20 protein-coding genes are annotated in these 19,691 nt (G+C 39.2%); 9 read left to right on the forward strand and 11 right to left on the reverse strand.

Annotated elements, in window-relative coordinates; all coding sequences use genetic code 11:
• Positions 1–87: 87 nt before the first annotated feature.
• The 3 genes from ABJH98_RS14940 to ABJH98_RS14950 all read right to left on the reverse strand — a co-directional run bounded on the left by ABJH98_RS14940 (position 88) and on the right by ABJH98_RS14950 (position 2,680).
• Positions 88–801: an ABC transporter ATP-binding protein gene (locus ABJH98_RS14940; protein ID WP_348308501.1), complete on the reverse strand. Its 714-nt coding sequence runs from the start codon at positions 799–801 to the stop codon at positions 88–90.
• Positions 802–837: 36 nt separating this feature from the next.
• Complete coding sequence (locus ABJH98_RS14945) at positions 838–2,088, reverse strand: efflux RND transporter periplasmic adaptor subunit (RefSeq protein WP_348308502.1); 1,251 nt, start codon at positions 2,086–2,088, stop codon at positions 838–840.
• A gap of 184 nt (positions 2,089–2,272) precedes the next feature.
• The gene (locus ABJH98_RS14950; protein ID WP_348308503.1) at positions 2,273–2,680 is read right to left on the reverse strand and encodes a hypothetical protein; all 408 of its coding nucleotides are present in this window, start codon (positions 2,678–2,680) and stop codon (positions 2,273–2,275) included.
• Between the two features lie 533 nt (positions 2,681–3,213).
• Here ABJH98_RS14950 and ABJH98_RS14955 point away from each other — a divergent pair.
• The 5 genes from ABJH98_RS14955 (at position 3,214) to ABJH98_RS14975 (ending at position 8,551) form a co-directional block, all read left to right on the forward strand.
• Positions 3,214–5,193 carry a BatA domain-containing protein gene (locus tag ABJH98_RS14955; protein WP_348308504.1) on the forward strand — a complete coding sequence of 660 codons (1,980 nt, stop codon included), beginning with the start codon at positions 3,214–3,216 and terminating at the stop codon, positions 5,191–5,193.
• Positions 5,193–6,455, forward strand: coding sequence for a dihydroorotase (locus tag ABJH98_RS14960; RefSeq protein ID WP_348308505.1), 1,263 nt, complete (start codon positions 5,193–5,195; stop codon positions 6,453–6,455). The genes ABJH98_RS14955 and ABJH98_RS14960 overlap by 1 nt, the downstream gene beginning before the upstream one ends.
• A 5-nt stretch (positions 6,456–6,460) precedes the next feature.
• The gene (locus tag ABJH98_RS14965) at positions 6,461–6,979 is read left to right on the forward strand and encodes a DUF4199 domain-containing protein (RefSeq protein ID WP_348308506.1); all 519 of its coding nucleotides are present in this window, start codon (positions 6,461–6,463) and stop codon (positions 6,977–6,979) included.
• 61 nt (positions 6,980–7,040) lie between these two features.
• On the forward strand, positions 7,041–7,580 hold the full coding sequence (locus ABJH98_RS14970; protein WP_348308507.1) for a DUF4199 domain-containing protein: 540 nt from the start codon (positions 7,041–7,043) through the stop codon (positions 7,578–7,580).
• Positions 7,580–8,551 (forward strand): glycosyltransferase family 2 protein, encoded by a 972-nt coding sequence (locus tag ABJH98_RS14975; protein WP_348308508.1) that lies wholly within the window; start codon positions 7,580–7,582, stop codon positions 8,549–8,551. The genes ABJH98_RS14970 and ABJH98_RS14975 overlap by 1 nt, the downstream gene beginning before the upstream one ends.
• Here ABJH98_RS14975 and ABJH98_RS14980 read toward each other — a convergent pair.
• Both ABJH98_RS14980 and ABJH98_RS14985 read right to left on the reverse strand, forming a co-directional pair.
• Positions 8,548–9,315 (reverse strand): methyltransferase domain-containing protein, encoded by a 768-nt coding sequence (locus ABJH98_RS14980; RefSeq protein ID WP_348308509.1) that lies wholly within the window; start codon positions 9,313–9,315, stop codon positions 8,548–8,550. The two genes, ABJH98_RS14975 and ABJH98_RS14980, sit on opposite strands and share 4 nt — an antisense overlap.
• A gap of 57 nt (positions 9,316–9,372) precedes the next feature.
• Positions 9,373–9,993, reverse strand: a complete 621-nt coding sequence (locus tag ABJH98_RS14985) for a hypothetical protein (protein WP_348308510.1) — start codon at positions 9,991–9,993, stop codon at positions 9,373–9,375.
• Positions 9,994–10,272: 279 nt separating this feature from the next.
• Between ABJH98_RS14985 and ABJH98_RS14990 the strand changes: the two genes are divergently transcribed.
• A complete protein-coding gene (locus ABJH98_RS14990) occupies positions 10,273–12,777 on the forward strand; it encodes a sodium-translocating pyrophosphatase (RefSeq protein WP_348308511.1) in 2,505 nt (834 codons plus the stop codon).
• 149 nt (positions 12,778–12,926) lie between these two features.
• Complete coding sequence (locus ABJH98_RS14995) at positions 12,927–13,595, forward strand: DUF3667 domain-containing protein (RefSeq protein ID WP_348308512.1); 669 nt, start codon at positions 12,927–12,929, stop codon at positions 13,593–13,595.
• A 65-nt stretch (positions 13,596–13,660) separates the two neighbouring features.
• Here the strand turns inward: ABJH98_RS14995 and ABJH98_RS15000 are convergent, their stop codons facing one another.
• Positions 13,661–14,371 carry a methyltransferase gene (locus tag ABJH98_RS15000; RefSeq protein WP_348308513.1) on the reverse strand — a complete coding sequence of 237 codons (711 nt, stop codon included), beginning with the start codon at positions 14,369–14,371 and terminating at the stop codon, positions 13,661–13,663.
• Positions 14,372–14,472: 101 nt separating this feature from the next.
• Here ABJH98_RS15000 and ABJH98_RS15005 point away from each other — a divergent pair, with 101 nt between their 5' ends.
• Positions 14,473–15,033 (forward strand): hypothetical protein, encoded by a 561-nt coding sequence (locus ABJH98_RS15005; RefSeq protein ID WP_348308514.1) that lies wholly within the window; start codon positions 14,473–14,475, stop codon positions 15,031–15,033.
• On the opposite strand, the gene ABJH98_RS15010 is transcribed toward ABJH98_RS15005, so the two are convergent.
• The 5 genes from ABJH98_RS15010 to aroQ form a co-directional block, all read right to left on the reverse strand.
• Entirely contained in the window at positions 15,030–15,602 is a 573-nt protein-coding gene (locus ABJH98_RS15010; RefSeq protein ID WP_348308515.1) for a HutD family protein, read from the reverse strand. The genes ABJH98_RS15005 and ABJH98_RS15010 overlap by 4 nt on opposite strands.
• Positions 15,603–15,778: 176 nt before the next feature.
• Entirely contained in the window at positions 15,779–16,888 is a 1,110-nt protein-coding gene (locus ABJH98_RS15015) for a hypothetical protein (protein WP_348308516.1), read from the reverse strand.
• Positions 16,878–17,351 (reverse strand): ribonuclease HI, encoded by a 474-nt coding sequence (gene rnhA / locus ABJH98_RS15020; protein ID WP_348308517.1) that lies wholly within the window; start codon positions 17,349–17,351, stop codon positions 16,878–16,880. The genes ABJH98_RS15015 and rnhA overlap by 11 nt, the downstream gene beginning before the upstream one ends.
• Positions 17,352–17,455: 104 nt before the next feature.
• Positions 17,456–18,028, reverse strand: a complete 573-nt coding sequence (locus tag ABJH98_RS15025) for a MarC family protein (RefSeq protein ID WP_348308518.1) — start codon at positions 18,026–18,028, stop codon at positions 17,456–17,458.
• Positions 18,029–18,031: 3 nt separating this feature from the next.
• Positions 18,032–18,451 (reverse strand): type II 3-dehydroquinate dehydratase, encoded by a 420-nt coding sequence (gene aroQ, locus ABJH98_RS15030; protein ID WP_348308519.1) that lies wholly within the window; start codon positions 18,449–18,451, stop codon positions 18,032–18,034.
• Between the two features lie 181 nt (positions 18,452–18,632).
• Between aroQ and xerD the strand changes: the two genes are divergently transcribed.
• On the forward strand, positions 18,633–19,532 hold the full coding sequence (gene xerD, locus ABJH98_RS15035) for a site-specific tyrosine recombinase XerD (RefSeq protein ID WP_348308520.1): 900 nt from the start codon (positions 18,633–18,635) through the stop codon (positions 19,530–19,532).
• Positions 19,533–19,691 lie beyond the last annotated feature (159 nt).

The raw sequence follows: 19,691 nt of genomic DNA on the forward strand, positions 1-19,691 counted from the left end.
CCTGAGGTTCGGCCGTAGTAAGCCAGCCGGTGTTCTTTTTAGGAGAACACCAACTAACTTATAGAGCAGTTGTAATTGGTAATTATTTTAAACTAATGCTTTGTCCTTAGCATTTACATTTTCAGATACGATCTGACCATCGAAAAGGTGGATCACTCGGTCTGCATACTCTGCATCTACTGGTGAGTGAGTCACCATGACAACTGTAGTTCCTTGCTCATTCAAATCGCTCAACAGTGTCATTACTTCCTGACCGTTTGCTGAATCCAAGTTACCTGTAGGCTCATCGGCAAGGATCAACTTCGGTTTTGCTACTACAGCTCTTGAAATTGCAACTCTTTGCTGCTGACCACCTGAAAGCTGCTGAGGGAAGTGATTTCTTCTGTGCATGATTTTCATGTGCTCCATTACTTCTTCTACTCTTTTCTTACGCTCAGAAGCTGAGTACTTCAAGTAGATCAATGGCAATTCTATGTTTTCGAATACGGTTAACTCGTCGATCAAGTTGAAGCTCTGGAATACAAATCCAATGTTAGCTTTTCTCAGATCGGCTCTTTGTCTTTCACTGTATTCTGAGATCTCTTCATCTCTGAAATAAAACTCTCCTTCAGAAGGGTTGTCGAGTAGGCCTACGATGTTGAGCAAGGTAGATTTACCGCAACCTGATGGTCCCATGATAGCGACGAATTCTCCTTCATTCACGTTGAGGTTCACTCCTGCCAATGCAGTGGTTTCAATCTCATCTGTATAGTAGAATTTCTTTAATCCGTCGGTTTTGAGTAGCGTATTCGCGTTTTCCATTTGAATATTGTTTAGTATGTTTTAGTTCTTTATTTTTTATTTAAATACAAGTCTGTCTTTGTCTTCATAACCATCGTATGAAGAGACAACAACTTTCTCGCCTGGTTGCAAGCCTTCGATTACTTCGTAGAATCTAGGGTTTTGACGTCCCAATCTGATGTTTCTTCTGGTAGCAAAGTCACCTGACTCATCCACTACAAAAATCCAGTTGCCTCCAGTGGTTTGATAGAAGCTTCCTCTTGGAATTTGAATGGCTTCAATGTTTTCACTCAACTGCAATTTGATTTGTAGGGTTTGACCTCTTCTGATATCTTCTGGTAATTCGTTTTCAAATTTTAAATCCACAGAAAACAAACCGTTGATGACCTCGGGGTATATTTTATAAATTTTGAGTTGATGTGTTTCTCCTGCGAAATCAAAAGTACCTTCCAGTCCTTCATAAATTCGAGCAATATAATGCTCATCAATAGTTGCTCTTACTTTGAAAGCATCCAAGTCATCAATCTGGCCTATGTTTTGTCCAGGCATAATAGACTCGCCAATTTCTACATTTACAGAGGACAAGCTTCCAGAGATGGGCGCTTTGATGTACAAGTTGTCCAAGTTGCCCTTGATCATTTCAAGGTTTCTACGTGTTCGTTCAAGCGTTTGAGTCGTTTGTCTGATTTGCTCTTCTGTAGATCTGGTGTCAAATTTTTGAGACTCTATTTCAATTTCTCTGTTCGTCACTAATCGGTCGTAAGCACGTTTCAAATTCAAGAACTCCTGCTCTGAAATCACTTTTTCATCTCGCAGTTTTGCTCCTCTTTCATATGCATCTTTTGCCGCATCGATGTCATAATCAAGTGCAGTCAATCGCCTTTTGAGTTCAAATTTATTTCTTTGCAAAGACAATTTGGTATTGGCTAGCTCATTGACTAATCTAAAGGTCTGCGTTTCTTCTCTCACAAAGTTTTGAACCAAATTGTTGTTCGCTAGTTTCAAAATAGTATCTCCTTTAGTGACCATTTCACCGCCTTCCAGATATTTTTTTTCAACGTTCCCACCTTCAATGGCATCCAACCTGATGGTTTTGATAGGCATCACATTTCCATCTACAGGGATAAATTCTCTAAACTGCCCCTTCATCACATCAGAAACATTGATTTTTTCTGCGGACACATTGAGTTTTGAGCCCTTATCTGCAAAGATGAAGTTGTATAGTATAAAAGAGACAAACAGCGCACCGAATGAAATGGATGAAATCTTCCCTACTGTCCATTTTTTCTTTTTAATCTTTTTATCCATTAGTTCATTATAATTTCAAGTTCGGCAGGAGTATGCCAAGAAGAGTGCCATAATATTAGATAGCTGAATATCAATAACTTACAAAAAATCACCTGTCCGCCACCTGACCAAATTTGTTCAGGTATGAAACAATAGGTGTTCGATTATGATCACTTTGTGTGTTTGAGACTAAAAATAAAAGATTCTAAAAAATCATTCCTAAAGAAAAGTCTAGACCTTTAATAGACAAATTACTTGCATACATCCCTTCACCATTTTTTATGGTTTTGTAGTTATACTTTAAGTCAAAAGTTAAAAAAGTAGCATGTGCCAATTTGACTTTATAACCCAGTCCAAATCCTCTTTCTCTTCCTCCGTAGAAATCCTCACCTATCTTCACTAAACTCCTCATTTGACAAAACAAATAAGGTGTGCTTGGTTGATTGAATACCAAATATCTCAATTCAAATCCCAACGGGAACAAGTTAAAATTTGGATTGAAGTTAGTGTTAATTCCCAGAGACACCCCAATTCCGATATGATGAGGTAAAACAAAATATCCGAAATTCATATTGATACCAAGCGATTTAGGATCATCATATGTATAGGCCATGGAATATCTTGATGACGCTAATGTTGCATCTGATATTTTTGAAACTGTGAATTGAGTTACATTATATACCCTCAAATTGTTATTAACATCTTGACTTAGACTGTTATAATTTGAGAGTAGAAAAAGAACCAGAACAATTGCCTTTCTCACCGATGATGCCAGATTTGTAAATCTTATCCGCAACTGAAACAAATTGAGTATTGTTTAATATAGGCACAAAAAAAGGGTTCAAGACTCCTCCTGAACCCCAAGGTCAAAAACTCAAAATAAAAAGGACTAATCAAATCTTAATCCACAACAACAACACGAATATAAATACTCTATGCTGGAAATAAAAGAACTGAGTTAAGTAATTCAATTATTTACCGTTATACACGAATAATTAGTCTCCGGCCTTCAAAAGGCATGCTTTCCAATAAAGCAAAATCTCACATGGCTAACTTTATTGAGTTAAAATCGTGTACCCGACAGGATTGATATTTGTAAAAAATATTTTCCGACAGCCAACAAATTTTAATATAGATTTGTCCCTAATGAGCTTTACTTATCCGTTTTTCTTGTGGGGACTCTCCGCACTCGCTATTCCGATCATCATTCACCTATTCAATTTCAGAAAGGCCAAAAGGGTTAGTTTCTCGAATGTTCGATTCTTGGAAAGCATCAAAAAGAAAAGCTCGTCCAATCTACGATTGCGACATTTATTGATTCTGCTGTGCCGATTGCTTTTCATCTTTTTTCTAGTGCTCACGTTTGCCCAACCATTTATTCCAGGTCAAGAAGATGGACTTAAGAATCGATCTGTCATGCTATACCTAGACAATTCAAATAGTTTGTCCAATCTGACCGAAAATGACCTAACCGGCTTTAATGAATTGCTAGAAGTGGCTTACAAAATCATCAACTTATATTCGCAAGACACTAAATTCAGTCTCATTACCAATGATTTTCTTCCTGGTAGTAGCATCAGTCGCTCGAAAACAAAGACCTTAGAGCAGTTGACGGAAATTGAGTATTCTAACTTGGCGAGAACCGGACAAGAAGTGTTCAACAAACTATTGTTGGACCAAATTGAAGGTTCAAGAGATGTATTTTTATTAACAGATTTTCAGCAATCAACTTTCGGTGCATTTGAGACCATCGTGGACTCCACAAATCAATACCATTTGGTCACCATCGCCACACCTGAACAACGAAACCTATCTATCGACACACTTTATCTTACCAACCCATTTTTGGTGCCAGATCAGAAAAACAGCATTAAAGTGCGAGTAAAAAATCAGGGGCCTTTGGTGAATGATTTGCAAGTCAAATTGCACATCAACGATAAACAAAGCGGAACAACAAGCCTAGACATAGAACCCAATGCTAGCCAAACCGTGACTTTTGAGCTAACGGGTAGTTTGAAAAAATCTAACCGCTGTGTGATCAGCTTTGAAGATTTTCCGGTCACCTTCGACAACGATTATTATTTTACGCTGAACCAAGCTTCTAAAATCAAAATTGTAGAAGTCACGGATCAAGCCAATAGCCCAGTCAGCAAAGTTTATCAAAACAATGATTTGTTCAGTTTTACGGCATATCCTTCTGAAAACATCTCCTACCCGACGCTAGAGCAAGCTGATTTATTAATCATCAATGGAGTAAAAACCGTTGAAAATGGTCTGAAGGCGCAAATAGAAAAACAATTGAAGGAGGGGAAATCTGTGATATTCTTACCAGATGGACAAGCAAATCAATACCAGTTCGCAGGAATTTCAATCATTAAAGACTCTTCGGTCATTAAAACTCCATTGTTAATTCCAGATTTAAAAAATCCTTTCTTCGAAAATATTTTTGAATCCATCAGCAGCGACACACAAATGCCAGAAGTGTCAACTCTTTACAAATGGAGCAGTAACGATATCCCTCTGCTAAAAACTAAAACCAATCAGCCTCTTTTGAGTCATTTGTTCCAGAAAGGCAACTTATTCGTGTTTTCAAGTCCACTTACCAGAGATTACACCAATCTACATCAGCATGCCTTATTTGTTCCGGTAATGCATAGAGTTGCTGAACTTAGTAGTACCAACACGCAGGCACTGGCATTTAATGTGGATAAAACCAATCTAGTATTAAGTGTAGACAGCATACCAAATGGTCAGTTGTACAAGCTACAAAAAGAAGGGGCTGAGTTGATTCCATCCCAGCGGGTTTCTGCCAATGAATTGGCACTAGACATGCCAAAATACTTACTGACACCTGGCTACTATGATGTCATGCTTGGAGATCAATTAGTGACAACTATTGCTTTCAATCATTCTAAAAAAGAATCGAATTTGGCTACGCTGCCTTTAGAAGAGATTAGAGCCAGACTATCTGGAATCCAGCATTTGAATATCTATCAACCGCAAGATGCAGCTTCATTTTCTGAAATCATGAAAGAAAAATATCACCAGCGAGATTTATGGAAATATACCTTAATTTTGTCCCTGATATTTCTTTTTGCTGAAAGTGTGCTACTAAGATTTTTATAATGAATATACTCCTCAGAGAAGCTAAAATCCTCGACCCTCAATCTCCACATCACAACAAAGTAGTCAATATTCATATCAAGGATGGGCAAATTGTTTCCATCGACAAAAAAGAACATCGAGCAGACACCATTATAGAGGCCAAAGGTCAATTCCTTACTCCTGGATGGTTCGATATGAAATCCCACTTCAATGACCCAGGCAATGAGCACAAAGAAGATCTGGCAAGTGGAGCAGCAACGGCAGCAAAAGGAGGATTCACAGGTGTAGCTATACTACCCAACACCACACCAGTAGTCCAGACCAAAGGAAACGTGGAATACGTATTGTCCAAATCAAAATCGTATTTGACAGACATCTACCCGATGGCTGCAGTCACGTTAGACACGAAAGGCGAAGATTTAACAGAAATGTTGGACCTGCATACCGCTGGGGCTGTTGCTTTTACTGATGGAGAAAAACCCATCTGGCACACGGATATGATGCTGAAGTCATTGATCTATCTGCAAAAAATTGATGGCCTACTCATCAATCAGCCAGAAGATCAACTGCTTACTCGATTTGGGTCTATGAATGAAGGCACCGTCAGTACCATACTTGGTCTGAAAGGCATGCCTACCCTGGCTGAACACCTGATGATTAAAAGAGATTTGGATCTCTTAAAATATGCGGGAGGAAAAATCCATTTCTCCAATATCTCTTCAAAAGAAAGTGTCAATCTGATAAAAAAAGCCAAGAAGAAGGGCCTACATGTGACCTGTGATGTGAGCATTCACCACCTCATTCATACAGACGACAACTTGATAGGATATGACTCGAATTACAAAATAAACCCACCGCTTAGAACCGAGAAAGATAGAAAAGCACTAATCAAAGGATTGCAAGAGGATGTAATCGACGTCATTGTTACTTCTCATACACCTCAAGATGAAGAAAACAAAAAATTAGAATTTGACCTGGCTGGGTTTGGCATATCAGGCTTGCAATCCATGCTTCCTTCCCTACTCAAACTTGAAAAAGAGTTAGAACCCACGGTTTGGATAGAAAAAGTAACCACTAACCCAAGAAGAATTCTAAAACTTGATTTTCATTCAATAGAAGAGAAACAAGTCGCTAATCTGACGCTATTCGACCCTAAAGCGAAATGGACACTCAATGATCAAACCAATAAGTCCAAGTCGAGGAATTCTCCTTTCTTCCATCAAGAATTGACTGGGAAGGTCACAGCAGTTTTCAACGGTAATCAATTTCAAACATTCGATTAATCTAAATGAAACCATTATTCAAAGTCCCGCTTAAATTCGGACTGATCGGTGCGGCCATCAATATCGCCATGTTCTTTGTCTTGTATGGGACAGGTTCTAATCCACTGATGGAAATGCGCGTATTTGACTTTTTTATTATTCCTGTTTTCATCTTTTTTGGTATTAAAGAGTTTAGAGACACCTTCAATCAGGGGATGATGGAGTTTTGGCAAGGAATGACAGTTGGTTTCTTTATTTATGGGAGTATTGCTATTTTGTATGCCGCTTTTTTGTGGATGGCTTTGCAATTTGTTGATCCCGAAATGCTACAATCTTATATTATTGAAAGTTTGAATGTAATAAAAGAAAACAAAGACATACTAACGGAAGAAATGGGCGCTGAAAGCTATCAATCCTCCTATGACGAAGTAAGTAAAACGACTTCATTAGATTTGGCAATGGATAGCTTAGTCAAAAAAGCTGGCATCGGTTTTTTACTCACCAGCTTACTTTCGACAGTTTTAAAAAAGCAACCAAAAAAATAATTGAACCAGGTCGATATGATTGATTCGACACTAATTTTAACAAACCTTAAACTATTACCAAATGGAATCTAACGCTAGTACTGAATCTATCAAAGGCGGACTCATCGTAGGATTAATCAGCATTATCCTCACCATGATCGTATATGCTATCGACGTCAGTCTCATGGTCGATTGGAAGTTTTCACTCATCTCATTTGCGCTATCTATCTTTCTATATTCCTACATAGGGAAAAAATACAGGGACGATCATTTAGAAGGATTCATCTCATTTGGAGATGCTTTCAAGTTTATTTTTATCGCAGGAATTATTGGTGCCATTCTTAATGGAGTTTTCTCAATTCTGCTTTTCAATATTATCGATCCAGAATTACCAGAAATATTAACTGACCAGGTATTGAAAAATACGGAATCTATGATGGAAACTTTTGGTGCTCCAGCAGAAGAAATGGATGAGGCCTTAGAGCAAATTGAAAAAGATATGGCTGGTAAATTTTCTGTAGGTGGTATATTGCAAGGCAGTTGGGCTTGGCTATTAGGAGCAGGTCTGATTGGATTAATTTGCGGTGCGATCATCAAAAAGAAAAGACCTGAATTCGAATAATGGCAGAATCTCTTGATATATCTGTAGTCATACCCCTTCTCAATGAAGAAGAATCATTGCCAGAACTCCATGCCTGGATAGGCCGAGTGATGGACGAAAAAGGATTTCAATATGAAATCCTTTTTGTGGATGATGGCAGCACAGACCAATCTTGGGACATTATCAGCGAATTGGCTGATAAAGACAGCCACGTAAAAGGCATCAAATTCAATCGCAACTATGGCAAATCAGCTGCACTAAATACAGGATTTAAAAATGTCCGTGGCAACGTGGTGATTACCATGGATGCGGACCTACAAGACAGCCCTGATGAAATTCCTGGTTTATATGAGCAGATTACTCAAGAAAGCTTTGATTTAGTTTCTGGTTGGAAAAAGAAGCGCTATGATCCCATCATGAAAACCATTCCTTCGAAGTTCTTCAACTTCGTAGCAAGAAAATTTTCAGGCATCAAACTACACGATTTCAATTGTGGGCTCAAAGCTTATAAAAAAGAGGTTGTCAAATCCATAGACGTCTATGGCGAAATGCACCGTTATATCCCCTTCCTAGCCAAAGGGCAAGGATTTGCCAAAATCGGCGAGCGAGTGGTACAACATCAAGCCCGTAAGTATGGCGAAACCAAATTTGGGCTCGAGCGATTCATTTTCGGATTTTTGGACCTACTTTCTATCTCTTTTGTTTCCAAGTTCAAGAAGCGACCCATGCATTTCTTCGGTTCCTTTGGTACGCTTTCCTTCTTTTTTGGAACGATTATTACTTTTTGGGTGATTGGAAGAAAAATCTATGAAGTACAAATGGGACTGCCCGCCAGAGATGTGGTGGATCAGCCGCTGTTCTTCTTAGCGCTTGTGGCTGTGATTATTGGCGTGCAGCTTTTCCTAGCCGGTTTCATTGGCGAAATGATGACCCAGTCTTCTACTCGAAAGAATGATTATTTAGTGAGTCAGAAAATTGGGTTGAAGGATTAACCCTTCCTACACAAATGAATAATTTCATCTTTTGGTAAAGCGAAACGTGCCTGCTCTTCCGTAGATAGTGTATTCACAAAATCATCCTCCACGACTGTAAACCCAGCTTGGCGCAAACGATCTGGATAATCTTTTCCATACAATCTCACATGGTCATCTTGACCAAATAGCTTTTCACGCTCCTTTGGATCGGTTACAGAGTCGTCTTCGAAAGTCACTTCTGGCACTGGATGAAAAATAGGAATTTGAATAATGGCCCAGCCACCAGGCTTGAGCACTCTGTGGATTTCTTTCATTGATTGGATGTCATCCGCCACATGTTCCATCACATGATTACAAAAAGCGACATCGAATCTATTGTCGTCAAATGGCATTTCATGAATGTCCATTTTGACTTTGGCCAATGGCGATTCCAAATCAGCTGTGATGTACTGATCTCCATGAATTTTTTCAAATCGTTTGATAAAACAGATTTCAGGAGCGATGTGTAGGACTTCCTGATCTGGCTGAAAGAAGTTTGTTTTCTGTTTGAGATACAACCACATCAATCTATGACGCTCCAAAGCCAGACAATTGGGACATAGGGCATTGGCTCTAGCTACTCTACCATAAGGCACGAATTTGGAAAAATGACTCTCACATACCGGGCATTCCACTTTGTTGCCTCGGTAAAACAAAGCCACCATTTTAAGCGCGACATGACTGAAAAGCTGTAGGTATTTTCGCGGAATATGGCGAACAACAAAACTGATGATTTTCTTCAAAGCATTAGAAATTAAGGCGCAAAGATAACGCTAGGCTTGAAGATGAGAAATGATTCTTTATTTATCTATTAACTCCTCCAATTCGTGATTGACCATATCGTAGTCAAATCGAAAAGTATATTTTGAAGCCTCCATTTTATCAAGGATTTCCCTAACATGGGCAATGACCTTTTCCTCTTTATTCTTTAAATGCTGATCTTCAACAAATTTTAAAGAAGCGATCATTTCTGCAAAGGTTGCATTCATGAACTGCATGGCTTTATATTTTTCCCCTTTATCCAGATTGTTTTCTGAAATTGTCATACATGCGTAAGCGATTGAATTCAGCGCATTGAAGAAAGCTCTATTGAGATCATCCTCTTCCAGATTATCCATACGCATCTCATTTTCTACCAATTCCAAATCTTCAACTGCTTGCTCCAAAAATGCAATTGAAGAACTATCAGTGTATTGCTCGATCACTCGCATTTTCATCATGGCATCATCCAACTCTTCAATTGCACGATTGTAATTTCCATTGACTATTAAGTGACGCGCATCCGAAAGGTTCTTGACCGGTTCCATAGCCAAATCAATAGTTAGTTCATTGTGTGCCAAATTCACCAAATGCAAAGTGACAATTGAAAATACAATGAGAAGTATGCTGGATACGGCTGTAGTTTTCTTTTCCGCGGACATCGTTTGATAGGGTCTTAATAAATAATTTTCGGTCAGTAAAGTACGAAATAATCCTGAAACAGCTTTCTATTCAAACTGATTTCCATACGATTCCTCTCTGTCTATTAAAATAGTCCATTAAAATGTAAAATAGAGCCAACCACCGTTGCTAAATATTCCCTGAGCGACAATATTTTTTATTCTTAACTGATCTCTTATCTTTGCGCTGGTTTAAAAAAAGAGGGCTTTTCGCCCTCTTTTGATTTTTAAATTTGAGTTTAAAATATTCTAGGAAAAGATATGAGTAATTTGATTTACGTGCCAATCGTATTGGCCTGTCTGGGACTTGTTTTCATGCTTATAAAAATGGCATGGGTAAAAAAGCAAAGTCCTGGAAATGAGAAGATGCAAGAAATCTCAAAAAACATTAAAGAAGGCGCTTTAGCTTTCTTGAGTGCTGAGTACAGACTGTTAGCCATCTTTGTAGTAGCGGCTTCTGCTGCACTATTCGGGATTTCAACTATGGTTGAAACTACCAGTTGGATGATCGTACCTGCCTTTGTGGTTGGTGCTATATTTTCAGCGGCTGCTGGAAATATCGGTATGCGAATCGCTACTGAAGCTAACGCAAGAACAACTGAAGCTGCCAGAACAAGTTTACCAAACGCCTTGAAAGTTTCTTTCGGCGGTGGTACCGTGATGGGATTGGGAGTTGCAGGTTTAGCTGTATTAGGGCTTAGCTTGTTTTTCTTGGTTTTTACCAACCTATTTATGGGCAATGGCTCTTTTTACAACGACATGACCATGGTATTGGAAGCCTTAGCTGGTTTCTCTTTAGGTGCTGAATCGATTGCTCTTTTCGCAAGAGTAGGAGGTGGTATTTACACCAAAGCTGCTGATGTAGGTGCTGATTTGGTAGGTAAAGTGGAAGCTGGTATTCCGGAAGATGATCCAAGAAACCCAGCCACTATCGCAGATAACGTAGGTGATAATGTAGGAGATGTAGCTGGTATGGGTGCTGACCTTTTCGGTTCTTATGTAGCTACTGTGCTAGCCTCAATGGTTCTTGGTAACTACATCATCAAAGACATGGCAGATGCCGGTGTGGTATTAGACACATTCGGTGGTATGGGCCCAATCTTATTACCTATCATGATAGCTGGTGTTGGAATAGTTGCCTCTATCATTGGTACTTTCTTGATCAGCATCAAAGACAACAGTGCTAAAGAAGACCAAGTACAAAAAGCATTAAACACTGGAAACATTGTATCTATTTTATTGACTGCAGTAGCAGGGTGGTTCTTGATTGATTACATGCTTCCTGAAACTATTGTAGGCATGAAGTTCTTCGGTGAAGGCACTATGGATATCCCAAGTCGTCACGTATTCTACGCTACATTGGTAGGATTAGGTGTTGGATATTTAATATCCATGTTCACTGAGTACTACACTGCATTAGGTAAAAAGCCAGTAATGGACATTGTTACTAATTCATCTACCGGAGCTGCCACCAACATAATTGCTGGTTTGGCAACAGGTATGATTTCTACTTTCTCCTCTGTGATCCTTTTCGCTATCGCGATTTGGGGATCTTACGAATTGGCTGGATTCTACGGAGTGGCAATCGCTGCTTCTGCTATGATGGCAACTACTGCTATGCAGTTGGCTATCGATGCTTTTGGTCCTATCGCGGATAACGCAGGTGGTGTGGCCGAAATGAGTGAATTACCTGAAGAGGTAAGAGAAAGAACTGATATTTTAGACTCGGTAGGTAACACGACTGCTGCCGTAGGTAAAGGTTTCGCGATTGCTTCTGCAGCCTTGACTGCACTGGCACTATTCGCTGCTTACGTGACTTTTACTGGTATCAACGGTATCAATATTTTCAAAGCGGATGTTTTAGCTGCCTTGTTTATTGGGGGTATGATTCCAGTTGTATTCTCTGCTTTGGCTATGAAGTCGGTAGGAAAAGCTGCCATGGAAATGGTCATGGAAGTGAGACGTCAGTTCAAAGAAATTCCAGGCATCCTAGAAGGTACAGGGAAACCTGACTATGCGAGATGTGTAGAAATCTCTACGCAAGCGGCATTGAAAGAAATGATGTTGCCTGGCGCCCTAACTATTATTACTCCAATCATCATTGGATTCGCTATGGGACCTGAGGCATTGGGTGCTTACATGGCTGGTGTTGCGGTATCTGGTGTAATGTGGGCGATCTTCCAAAACAATGCTGGTGGTGCATGGGACAACGCTAAGAAATCTTTCGAAGCTGGTGTAATGATCAATGGAGAAATGACTTACAAAGGATCTGAAGCGCATAAAGCTGCTGTAACAGGCGACACTGTAGGTGATCCATTCAAAGACACTTCTGGACCATCTATGAACATCTTGATCAAATTGACTTGTTTGGTTGGTTTGGTTATCGCTCCAATCTTGGGTGAAGTATACGGCACAGGTGGTCATGGATCTGAAGTCAAAATGGAAATCATGGGATGCAAGCACGAAGGTGCATGCACTGCTGCTTGTCATGCCAAAATGGATAAAAAAGCTTGTAAGCCTGGATGTACTAAAGCATGTTGTACTGCTAAAGGTGAAGTGAAAGCTTGCAAACCTGGTTGTACAAAGGCTTGTTGTGCAGCAAAAGAAGCTAGGAAAGAAGTGAAGGTGATGATGTCCGGAGAAGAAGCTAGCACTACCGCTATCGTTGAAATGAAGTCAATGCTGGATGGCAAAGAAGTAGTGAAAGTCGACACACTGACTGGTACCAAAGCTGAAGTAGAAGCTCAACTGGAAGAGCTGAAATAAGAGCTAACTTCTTAAAAGTTACAAAAGCGAGGGGTGTGAATCTCTCGCTTTTTTTGTGTCTAAATTGTATTGATTATACTTGAATAACCATCTAGACTTAAATCCATGAAAACATGTATCCAATGCGACACATCAGTTGAAGGAAACTTTTGTTCAAACTGTGGACAGAAACAAGACATCGCCAGACTAACACTCAAATCATTTTTAGTGACTTTTTTAGTCGCATCTATGGGCTTGATGGCGCTTTTTCACGAACAGTTATTGGTTTGTTCAAAAACCCCGGAACCGTAACGTTAGAATATATCAAAGGCATCCGAGAAATGTATGTAGGGCCGGTGGGTTATTATTTTTTGATGTTTGCCATTCTATTGCTCCTAATCAAAATATTAGGGTTCTCTGTTTCCAATTACTTCCCAAAAACAGACAACCTTTCAGACTCCATTATTGATGAGACTGGCTCTACTCGATCGCAGGAAGCCAAAGTTTTGGCCAAAATGGTTCAAGGTAAAATTCATAACAACATGCAATACATTGCTGTGTTGATGGTTCCATTTGCAGGCTTTTGGACCAGATTATGGTTCAAAAATTCAGAATTCAATATTCTTGAAAGTACAGTGCTAGCCTTTTTTACACATGGGCAGACCATTATATTTAATATTGTCGGTTTTCTTGTTTTTGCGATTAGTGGCTACAAAAACAACGCAGTTATTGTCTTATTAGCCACTACTTATCAATTAATTGGCGTCAGCTTATTTTTTACTCAAAAAGTGAATTTCAAATCCTTAGTCAAAGGTTTTTGTGCTTACGTGCTAGTTTAGATTTCATTCATTCTCTTTACCACGGTATCCATTTCGGTGTTTTTGATGGTGAAAAGATCGATGAGTTAATACTTTAAATAATACGCAGACAAAAGTTTTTCAAAAGCGGCCGAATGCACATGACCTTCCCTTATGTTTAAAGAATCTGGTTCGCACGCCTGAATCCTTTTAGTAATTTTGGAAATTACTCGAAAAACAGGTCCTTTTGGCTGATTTCTAATGACCAATGCTTGTTGATAAAACAAACCGAATTTCTCTACTTCAACTTTAAATTGTTCTGATTCCATTTCAGGATAAAGCACATAGGCACTACCATTTTCAGAAAGTAGGCTTTTCAAAACTGTCGCTAAATTTTCCTTACTGAAATCGGAAGAATCATGTTTGGCCAGATTTCTCGTACTAATATTTGACTTCAGACTATTCGTAAAAAAAGGCGGATTGGACACAATCAGATCATAGGTCAAATCAGATGATTTTGACCATTTAAAAATATTTTCGTTGATGACCTTAATCCTCTTACTCCATTTGGATTCAAGCACATTCTGGCTTGCTTGCTCGGCAGCTTTGGTGTCTAATTCCACCGCATCAATTCGCCCATCCATTCTTTGAGCCAGCATCAAAGCCAATAACCCAGTTCCTGTGCCAATATCCAAAATGCGCTTTGGTTTTATATCAGGTACCCAAGCCCCTAAAATACAAGCCTCGGTACTCACCTTCATGGCGCATTGATCCTGATGAATGGTGAATAGTTTGAATTGGAAATAAGTGTTGGGCATAATCAAAAGGCTGATCGAGAGACTGCGAAATTAAACATTTTCGATATGGCTTAGGGGGTAAATAGACTTACAGGTGTCCTTATTAAAACAATCTAAATATTATGCTCAAATCAATCCTATCTGCTCTAGTTTTTATAACGACTGCTACCACTCTGGCTTACAGCCAAAACTCGATCGCACCTGAACTAAAGTCCACTCAGGTTCGGGTAACCATTTTAGCTCTTGGAATCTCAGTGGAACAAAAACTAGCGGATAAACACTCCATCAATTTGATTGCTGGACTACAGCCTGGAGTGGCTACTTATACGCTTGTTCCAGATGGCACGCAGTACGAATTTTATATAGCCCCTTTTGTGACTGGTGAAATCAGGAGTTATTACAACAGAAAGTCCGTAAAAAAAGAGCTAGGGCCTAATTCAGGGAATTATTTTGCCTTAGCGGCGGGTTACTATATGGATCGGATTATCAACGATACAGGCAGAGATTATTATGATGAAAGTTATGAAAATTCCTTCTTTGTCGGGCCAGTATGGGGTATTCAAAGAAATTATAAAACTGGATTTCATTTGAACTTGAGTATTGGATTAGGATATCAGCAAGGAGACTATTTGGAAGGAGCTGTTCGTATCATCAGCAATGGCGGTATTGGGCTCTATTTTTAGGTCTCTTTTATGGTAACCGAAGTCTGGACGAATTCACAATCCTTCACGCAAGCAATCTTTAATTGTTCGCGTGATCTATTTTCTATGACTAAACAATCACCCGGCATAAATTCCTCTCCATTATAGTCCGCACTACCAACATAGAGGTAAATCAATTCAACATCCGCTTTCAGTTCAAAAGTTGTCTCTGAATTTTCTATTCCTTTGACATGCTTCAAAATGCCAGAAGTGCCTGCTCTACACATCAAATTAAAATTGGTGGATTTCCCCTGACTTGAGGTCTGCCAGTCTCCCATGAAATTGTCCTGATCAAATGGCATCAATGTTTTTGTATGGTGGCCTTGATGGGTCAGCTTGTGTTTGCCCTTCAGTAGCATCAAAGTTCTTTGAATGCCTGGTAAGGGTGTAAAATCACTTTCTTCCGCTTCAACAGTAGCCAGACTGATTCGGAATAAGAGATCTCGTTTCTGAAAGTCAGCTGTCCGAGGGTAAATGAATAATTCTTGACTCATGCCTTTTGCCCAAGTGATGGTTTTTGATGGGTCGGGTTTTAGGTGTTTTACCTTCATACTACGAAAATAGCTGATCGTTATCACATGATGTGACAGCTAAGAAAGTGAAATCAATCTCCCCCAACTCTCTTTTCAAAGAGGGAATTTTATTCCCCCTTAGTAAAGGGGTTTTTTGTTGCATCTAAGTGGAGTGGAGCTTGTTGGTCACAAGACCAACAAAGGCAAGAGAAAATTTATTCACAACCAACCTGATTATTTAAATCACTCTTTAATCTAGAGGCATTTAATTCTTCGACCTCTTGAGTAACTACAGCACCGAATCCATCGGCAAACATGGATTCCAAATAGCTTATTTCATTTTGTATTACGTCTACTCTTATTGATTTTGTTCCTGCCTTAACTTTCTTACCTCCCAATTGAACAGTTAAAAAATAGACACCCTCATTTAAAGGAAGATACACGTAACTTTTATTAGTTAGGCTACATTTCAATTGACCATCAATGAATATTTTAAAATCTCTCGCAGAAAAACTATATCCAGTACTGCGGAAAAGTATAATTCCAGTACTTGATCTATTAGCTTCAACACTCGAATCAGTAACCAAGATTGGATGATCAATTTTTTTGCTGAAATAGTTTTGAAACTGCTTAGGTAATTCCTTCAATTTTTTTGACTCTTCGTTTCCTTTGACCCCAATCACAATACCCATGGTCTGCTTACCAACATGGTCATAAACAGCTAAACCTGATCCCGTCTGATAATGGTAATTTGAATTTTCAAAATAAAAATTATAACTAGAAAGCAAAAAATCAGATATTCTAAAAAAATCTTCTTCAACTGAATTTATTGAACTAGCCGCCGCTCCTTGACTAGTAATTAAATATGTTGCCGAGTCAATTTTCGAAACTTTCACCGAAGCATTAAAATCAGGAGGTGACTTTTGTTTGCCTTCAGAAATATCTATTTCTTGATTAAAAAACTCTGAAACTGCAGCTTCAACAGACTTCCAGCTTTTTAAGCGAGCGACTTGCTGTTTTGATTGTTTAATCAACTCATTTTCCCGATTGAATAGTAAAACCTTGATACTTTTTTTTTCTTTGGAATAAGTAACTCTAAAATCATAGTCCCTAGTTTCCTTTTCATTTGAATAGCTTACAAATGCATTATATGATGCTTTCTCAAATGCTTCTTTCAAGAATAAATCATAATCTCCGTCAACACCTGGAGAAAATTCTATTTTCACAGATCCATTTCCAAAGCACAACAATAGTTGCAGAGATAAAATCAGTGTTAAAGAAAAATGTTTCATAATTAAGCTTTCTGAATTTTTACTAAAAATCATTAATCCCATTCTCGAAAGCCAGATCGGCTGGGAGGTCAGAGCCAGAGGCGGCTTCTACGGCCAGTTCGTCGCAGCGCTCGTTTTCGGGGATGCCAGCGTGGCCTTTCACCCATTTGAAAGTGACTTTATTGCGCTTATAGGCTGGAATAAATCGCTCCCACAAGTCTTTGTTTTTCTTGGCTTTAAATCCCTTTTTCACCCAGCCCCAGAGCCACCCTTTTTCTACCGCATCTACCACGTACTTAGAATCTGAATAGATCAGTACCTCAGCATTGATCACTTTGAGAGATTCTAGTCCTTTGATGACAGCCAACAACTCCATTCGATTGTTCGTGGTTTTGCGGAAACCTTCTGATAGCTCCTTTCTATGACCTTTGGCTAAGAGTACCGTGCCGTAGCCGCCTGGACCTGGGTTGCCTCGTGATGAACCGTCGGTGTATATGATGATGCTTGGTTGGACCATGGTTTTTAGTTGAAAGTTTTAAAGTAGAAAGTTAAAAAATTTAATCCTGCTCAAAGCTGATGGAATAAACCAAATTCTTGAACCTTGAATTCAGAACGTTGAATCTAAAAGGCAATTCCATTTTTAAATAATTTGATAGAAATCGCCAAAAGGATGATCCCGAATACCTTACGAATTACATTAAAACCTGCGTGTCCTATTTTCTTCTCTAGCCAACTTGAAGACTTCAACACCACATAAATAAGTATCAGGTTAACCACAATACCTACCAAAATATTGCTCAACTCATATTCTGCCCTAAGTGAGATTAATGTTGTCATAGTACCAGGTCCGGCTATCAACGGAAAAGCAATGGGTACAATAGATGAAGATTTTGCTTCTTCCTCGTCTGCCTTGAACAGCTCGATACCCAAAACCATTTCCATTCCAATCAAAAACATGATCAGCGCCCCAGCGATGGCAAACGACCCAATATCTATCCCAAAAAGGCCGAGAATTTTATCTCCCAAAAACAGAAAAACAACCATGATCAAACCAGCCACAATAGTAGCCCTAGCACTATGAATGGTGCCGACTTTCTTCCTGAGATTGATCACGATCGGAATATTGCCGAGTATATCAATGATAGAAAACAAGATTAATGAAACGGACAAAATTTGGGTGAAATTGAGTTGCATGAGTTATTTGTTTAAAATGTATTGGATGCCTTCTTTATAACCATCGAGCCCTAGCCCTATAAAATGAGCCACACACACGGGAGTTAGATAACTATGATGTCTGAATTTCTCCCTTTCCATCACGTTTGAAATGTGCACTTCAACCACCGGCGTGGTCACACCTTTAACGGCATCAGCTAAGGCTACAGAAGTATGGGTGTATCCTCCGGCATTTAGTATAATACCATCGTAGTCAAAACCCACTTCATGGATTTTGTCTATCATGACACCCTCGTGGTTCGACTGCAGGTAATCCAGGTGCACATCAGGAAATTTCACTTTCAAATGCTTGAAATAATCTTCGAAAGTCTCGCTTCCGTAAATTTCGGGTTCTCGTCTGCCTAGCAGGTTGAGATTGGGACCGTTGAGAATGAGTATTTTCATTAATCTAAGAATCAAGATGGCTAGAATTTAGAGCCAAGACTTTTGAACCATACGTCTTGGCTCTTGTTCTTGTCTCTTTTATCCGTGTTCAAAATTAGTCCACTCCTTTCGATAGTCCACCAACCCGTTGCACAGTTTTCTAAAATAGTTCATTTTTACTAGACCTTAATTAATTCCCCTAATGTCCTGGAAATTTCACATCAGTCAATTCAAATCTTACCTACAATTGGAACGCTCTCTTGCGCCCAATTCGGTAGAGGCTTATGTTCAGGATATTGTTAAGTTGGAACAATTTCTGACATTGAATGGCAAGGATAACGGGCCTTTGAAAGTTACAGATACGGATATCAGGGACTTGCTAGAATACATTCATGAATTAGGTATGTCTGCTTATTCGCAAGCTCGAATTGTTTCTGGTATCAAATCTTTTTTTAAATATCTGGTTTTTGAAGGCGATTTGGACAAAGATCCCTCCGAACTCATAGAAGCTCCTAAATTGGGTCGAAAACTACCAGATACACTCAATGTACAGGAAATAGATTCTCTTTTCGAAGCCATAGATCACAGCACACCAGAAGGGCCAAGAAATAGAGCCATGCTCGAAACGCTTTATAGTTCAGGGCTCCGAGTTTCAGAGTTGGTGGGGCTGCAACTGAATTGTGTATTAGAAGATATTGGTTTCTTGCGTGTGATTGGCAAAGGCAACAAAGAACGCCTGGTTCCAATAGGACGCGAAGCGCTCAAACACATCAACCTCTATATTGAACACGTACGCTGCCATTTAGACATTAAAAAAGGTCATGAACATTTTGTATTCCTCAATAGAAGGGGGGCACAATTGACACGCGTGATGATTTTCACGATCATCAAAAACCTAGCAATCAAGGTTGGGTTGAACAAAAAAATTAGTCCGCATACCTTTCGTCATTCCTTTGCCACACATTTGATCGAAGGAGGGGCGGACTTACGTGCCGTGCAGGAAATGCTTGGTCATGAGTCAATTACTACCACAGAAATCTACACGCATTTGGATCGTGATTATCTAAAACAAATCATCAAGGATTTTCATCCGAGGAGTTGACCTCGACTTGTTCAAATGATTCCTTTATTGTAAGCAATGAGTGGGATAGCCGAAAATGAAAAAGGTTTAGTATTTATAAATTCAATTGAAGAAAAAGTATTCGGCAAAATTTCAATGCCTCATTCACTTACAATTACTATAGGGGTTCACTCCAATATT

This window comes from Reichenbachiella sp. (assembly GCF_039969095.1).
Classification (GTDB): domain Bacteria; phylum Bacteroidota; class Bacteroidia; order Cytophagales; family Cyclobacteriaceae; genus Reichenbachiella.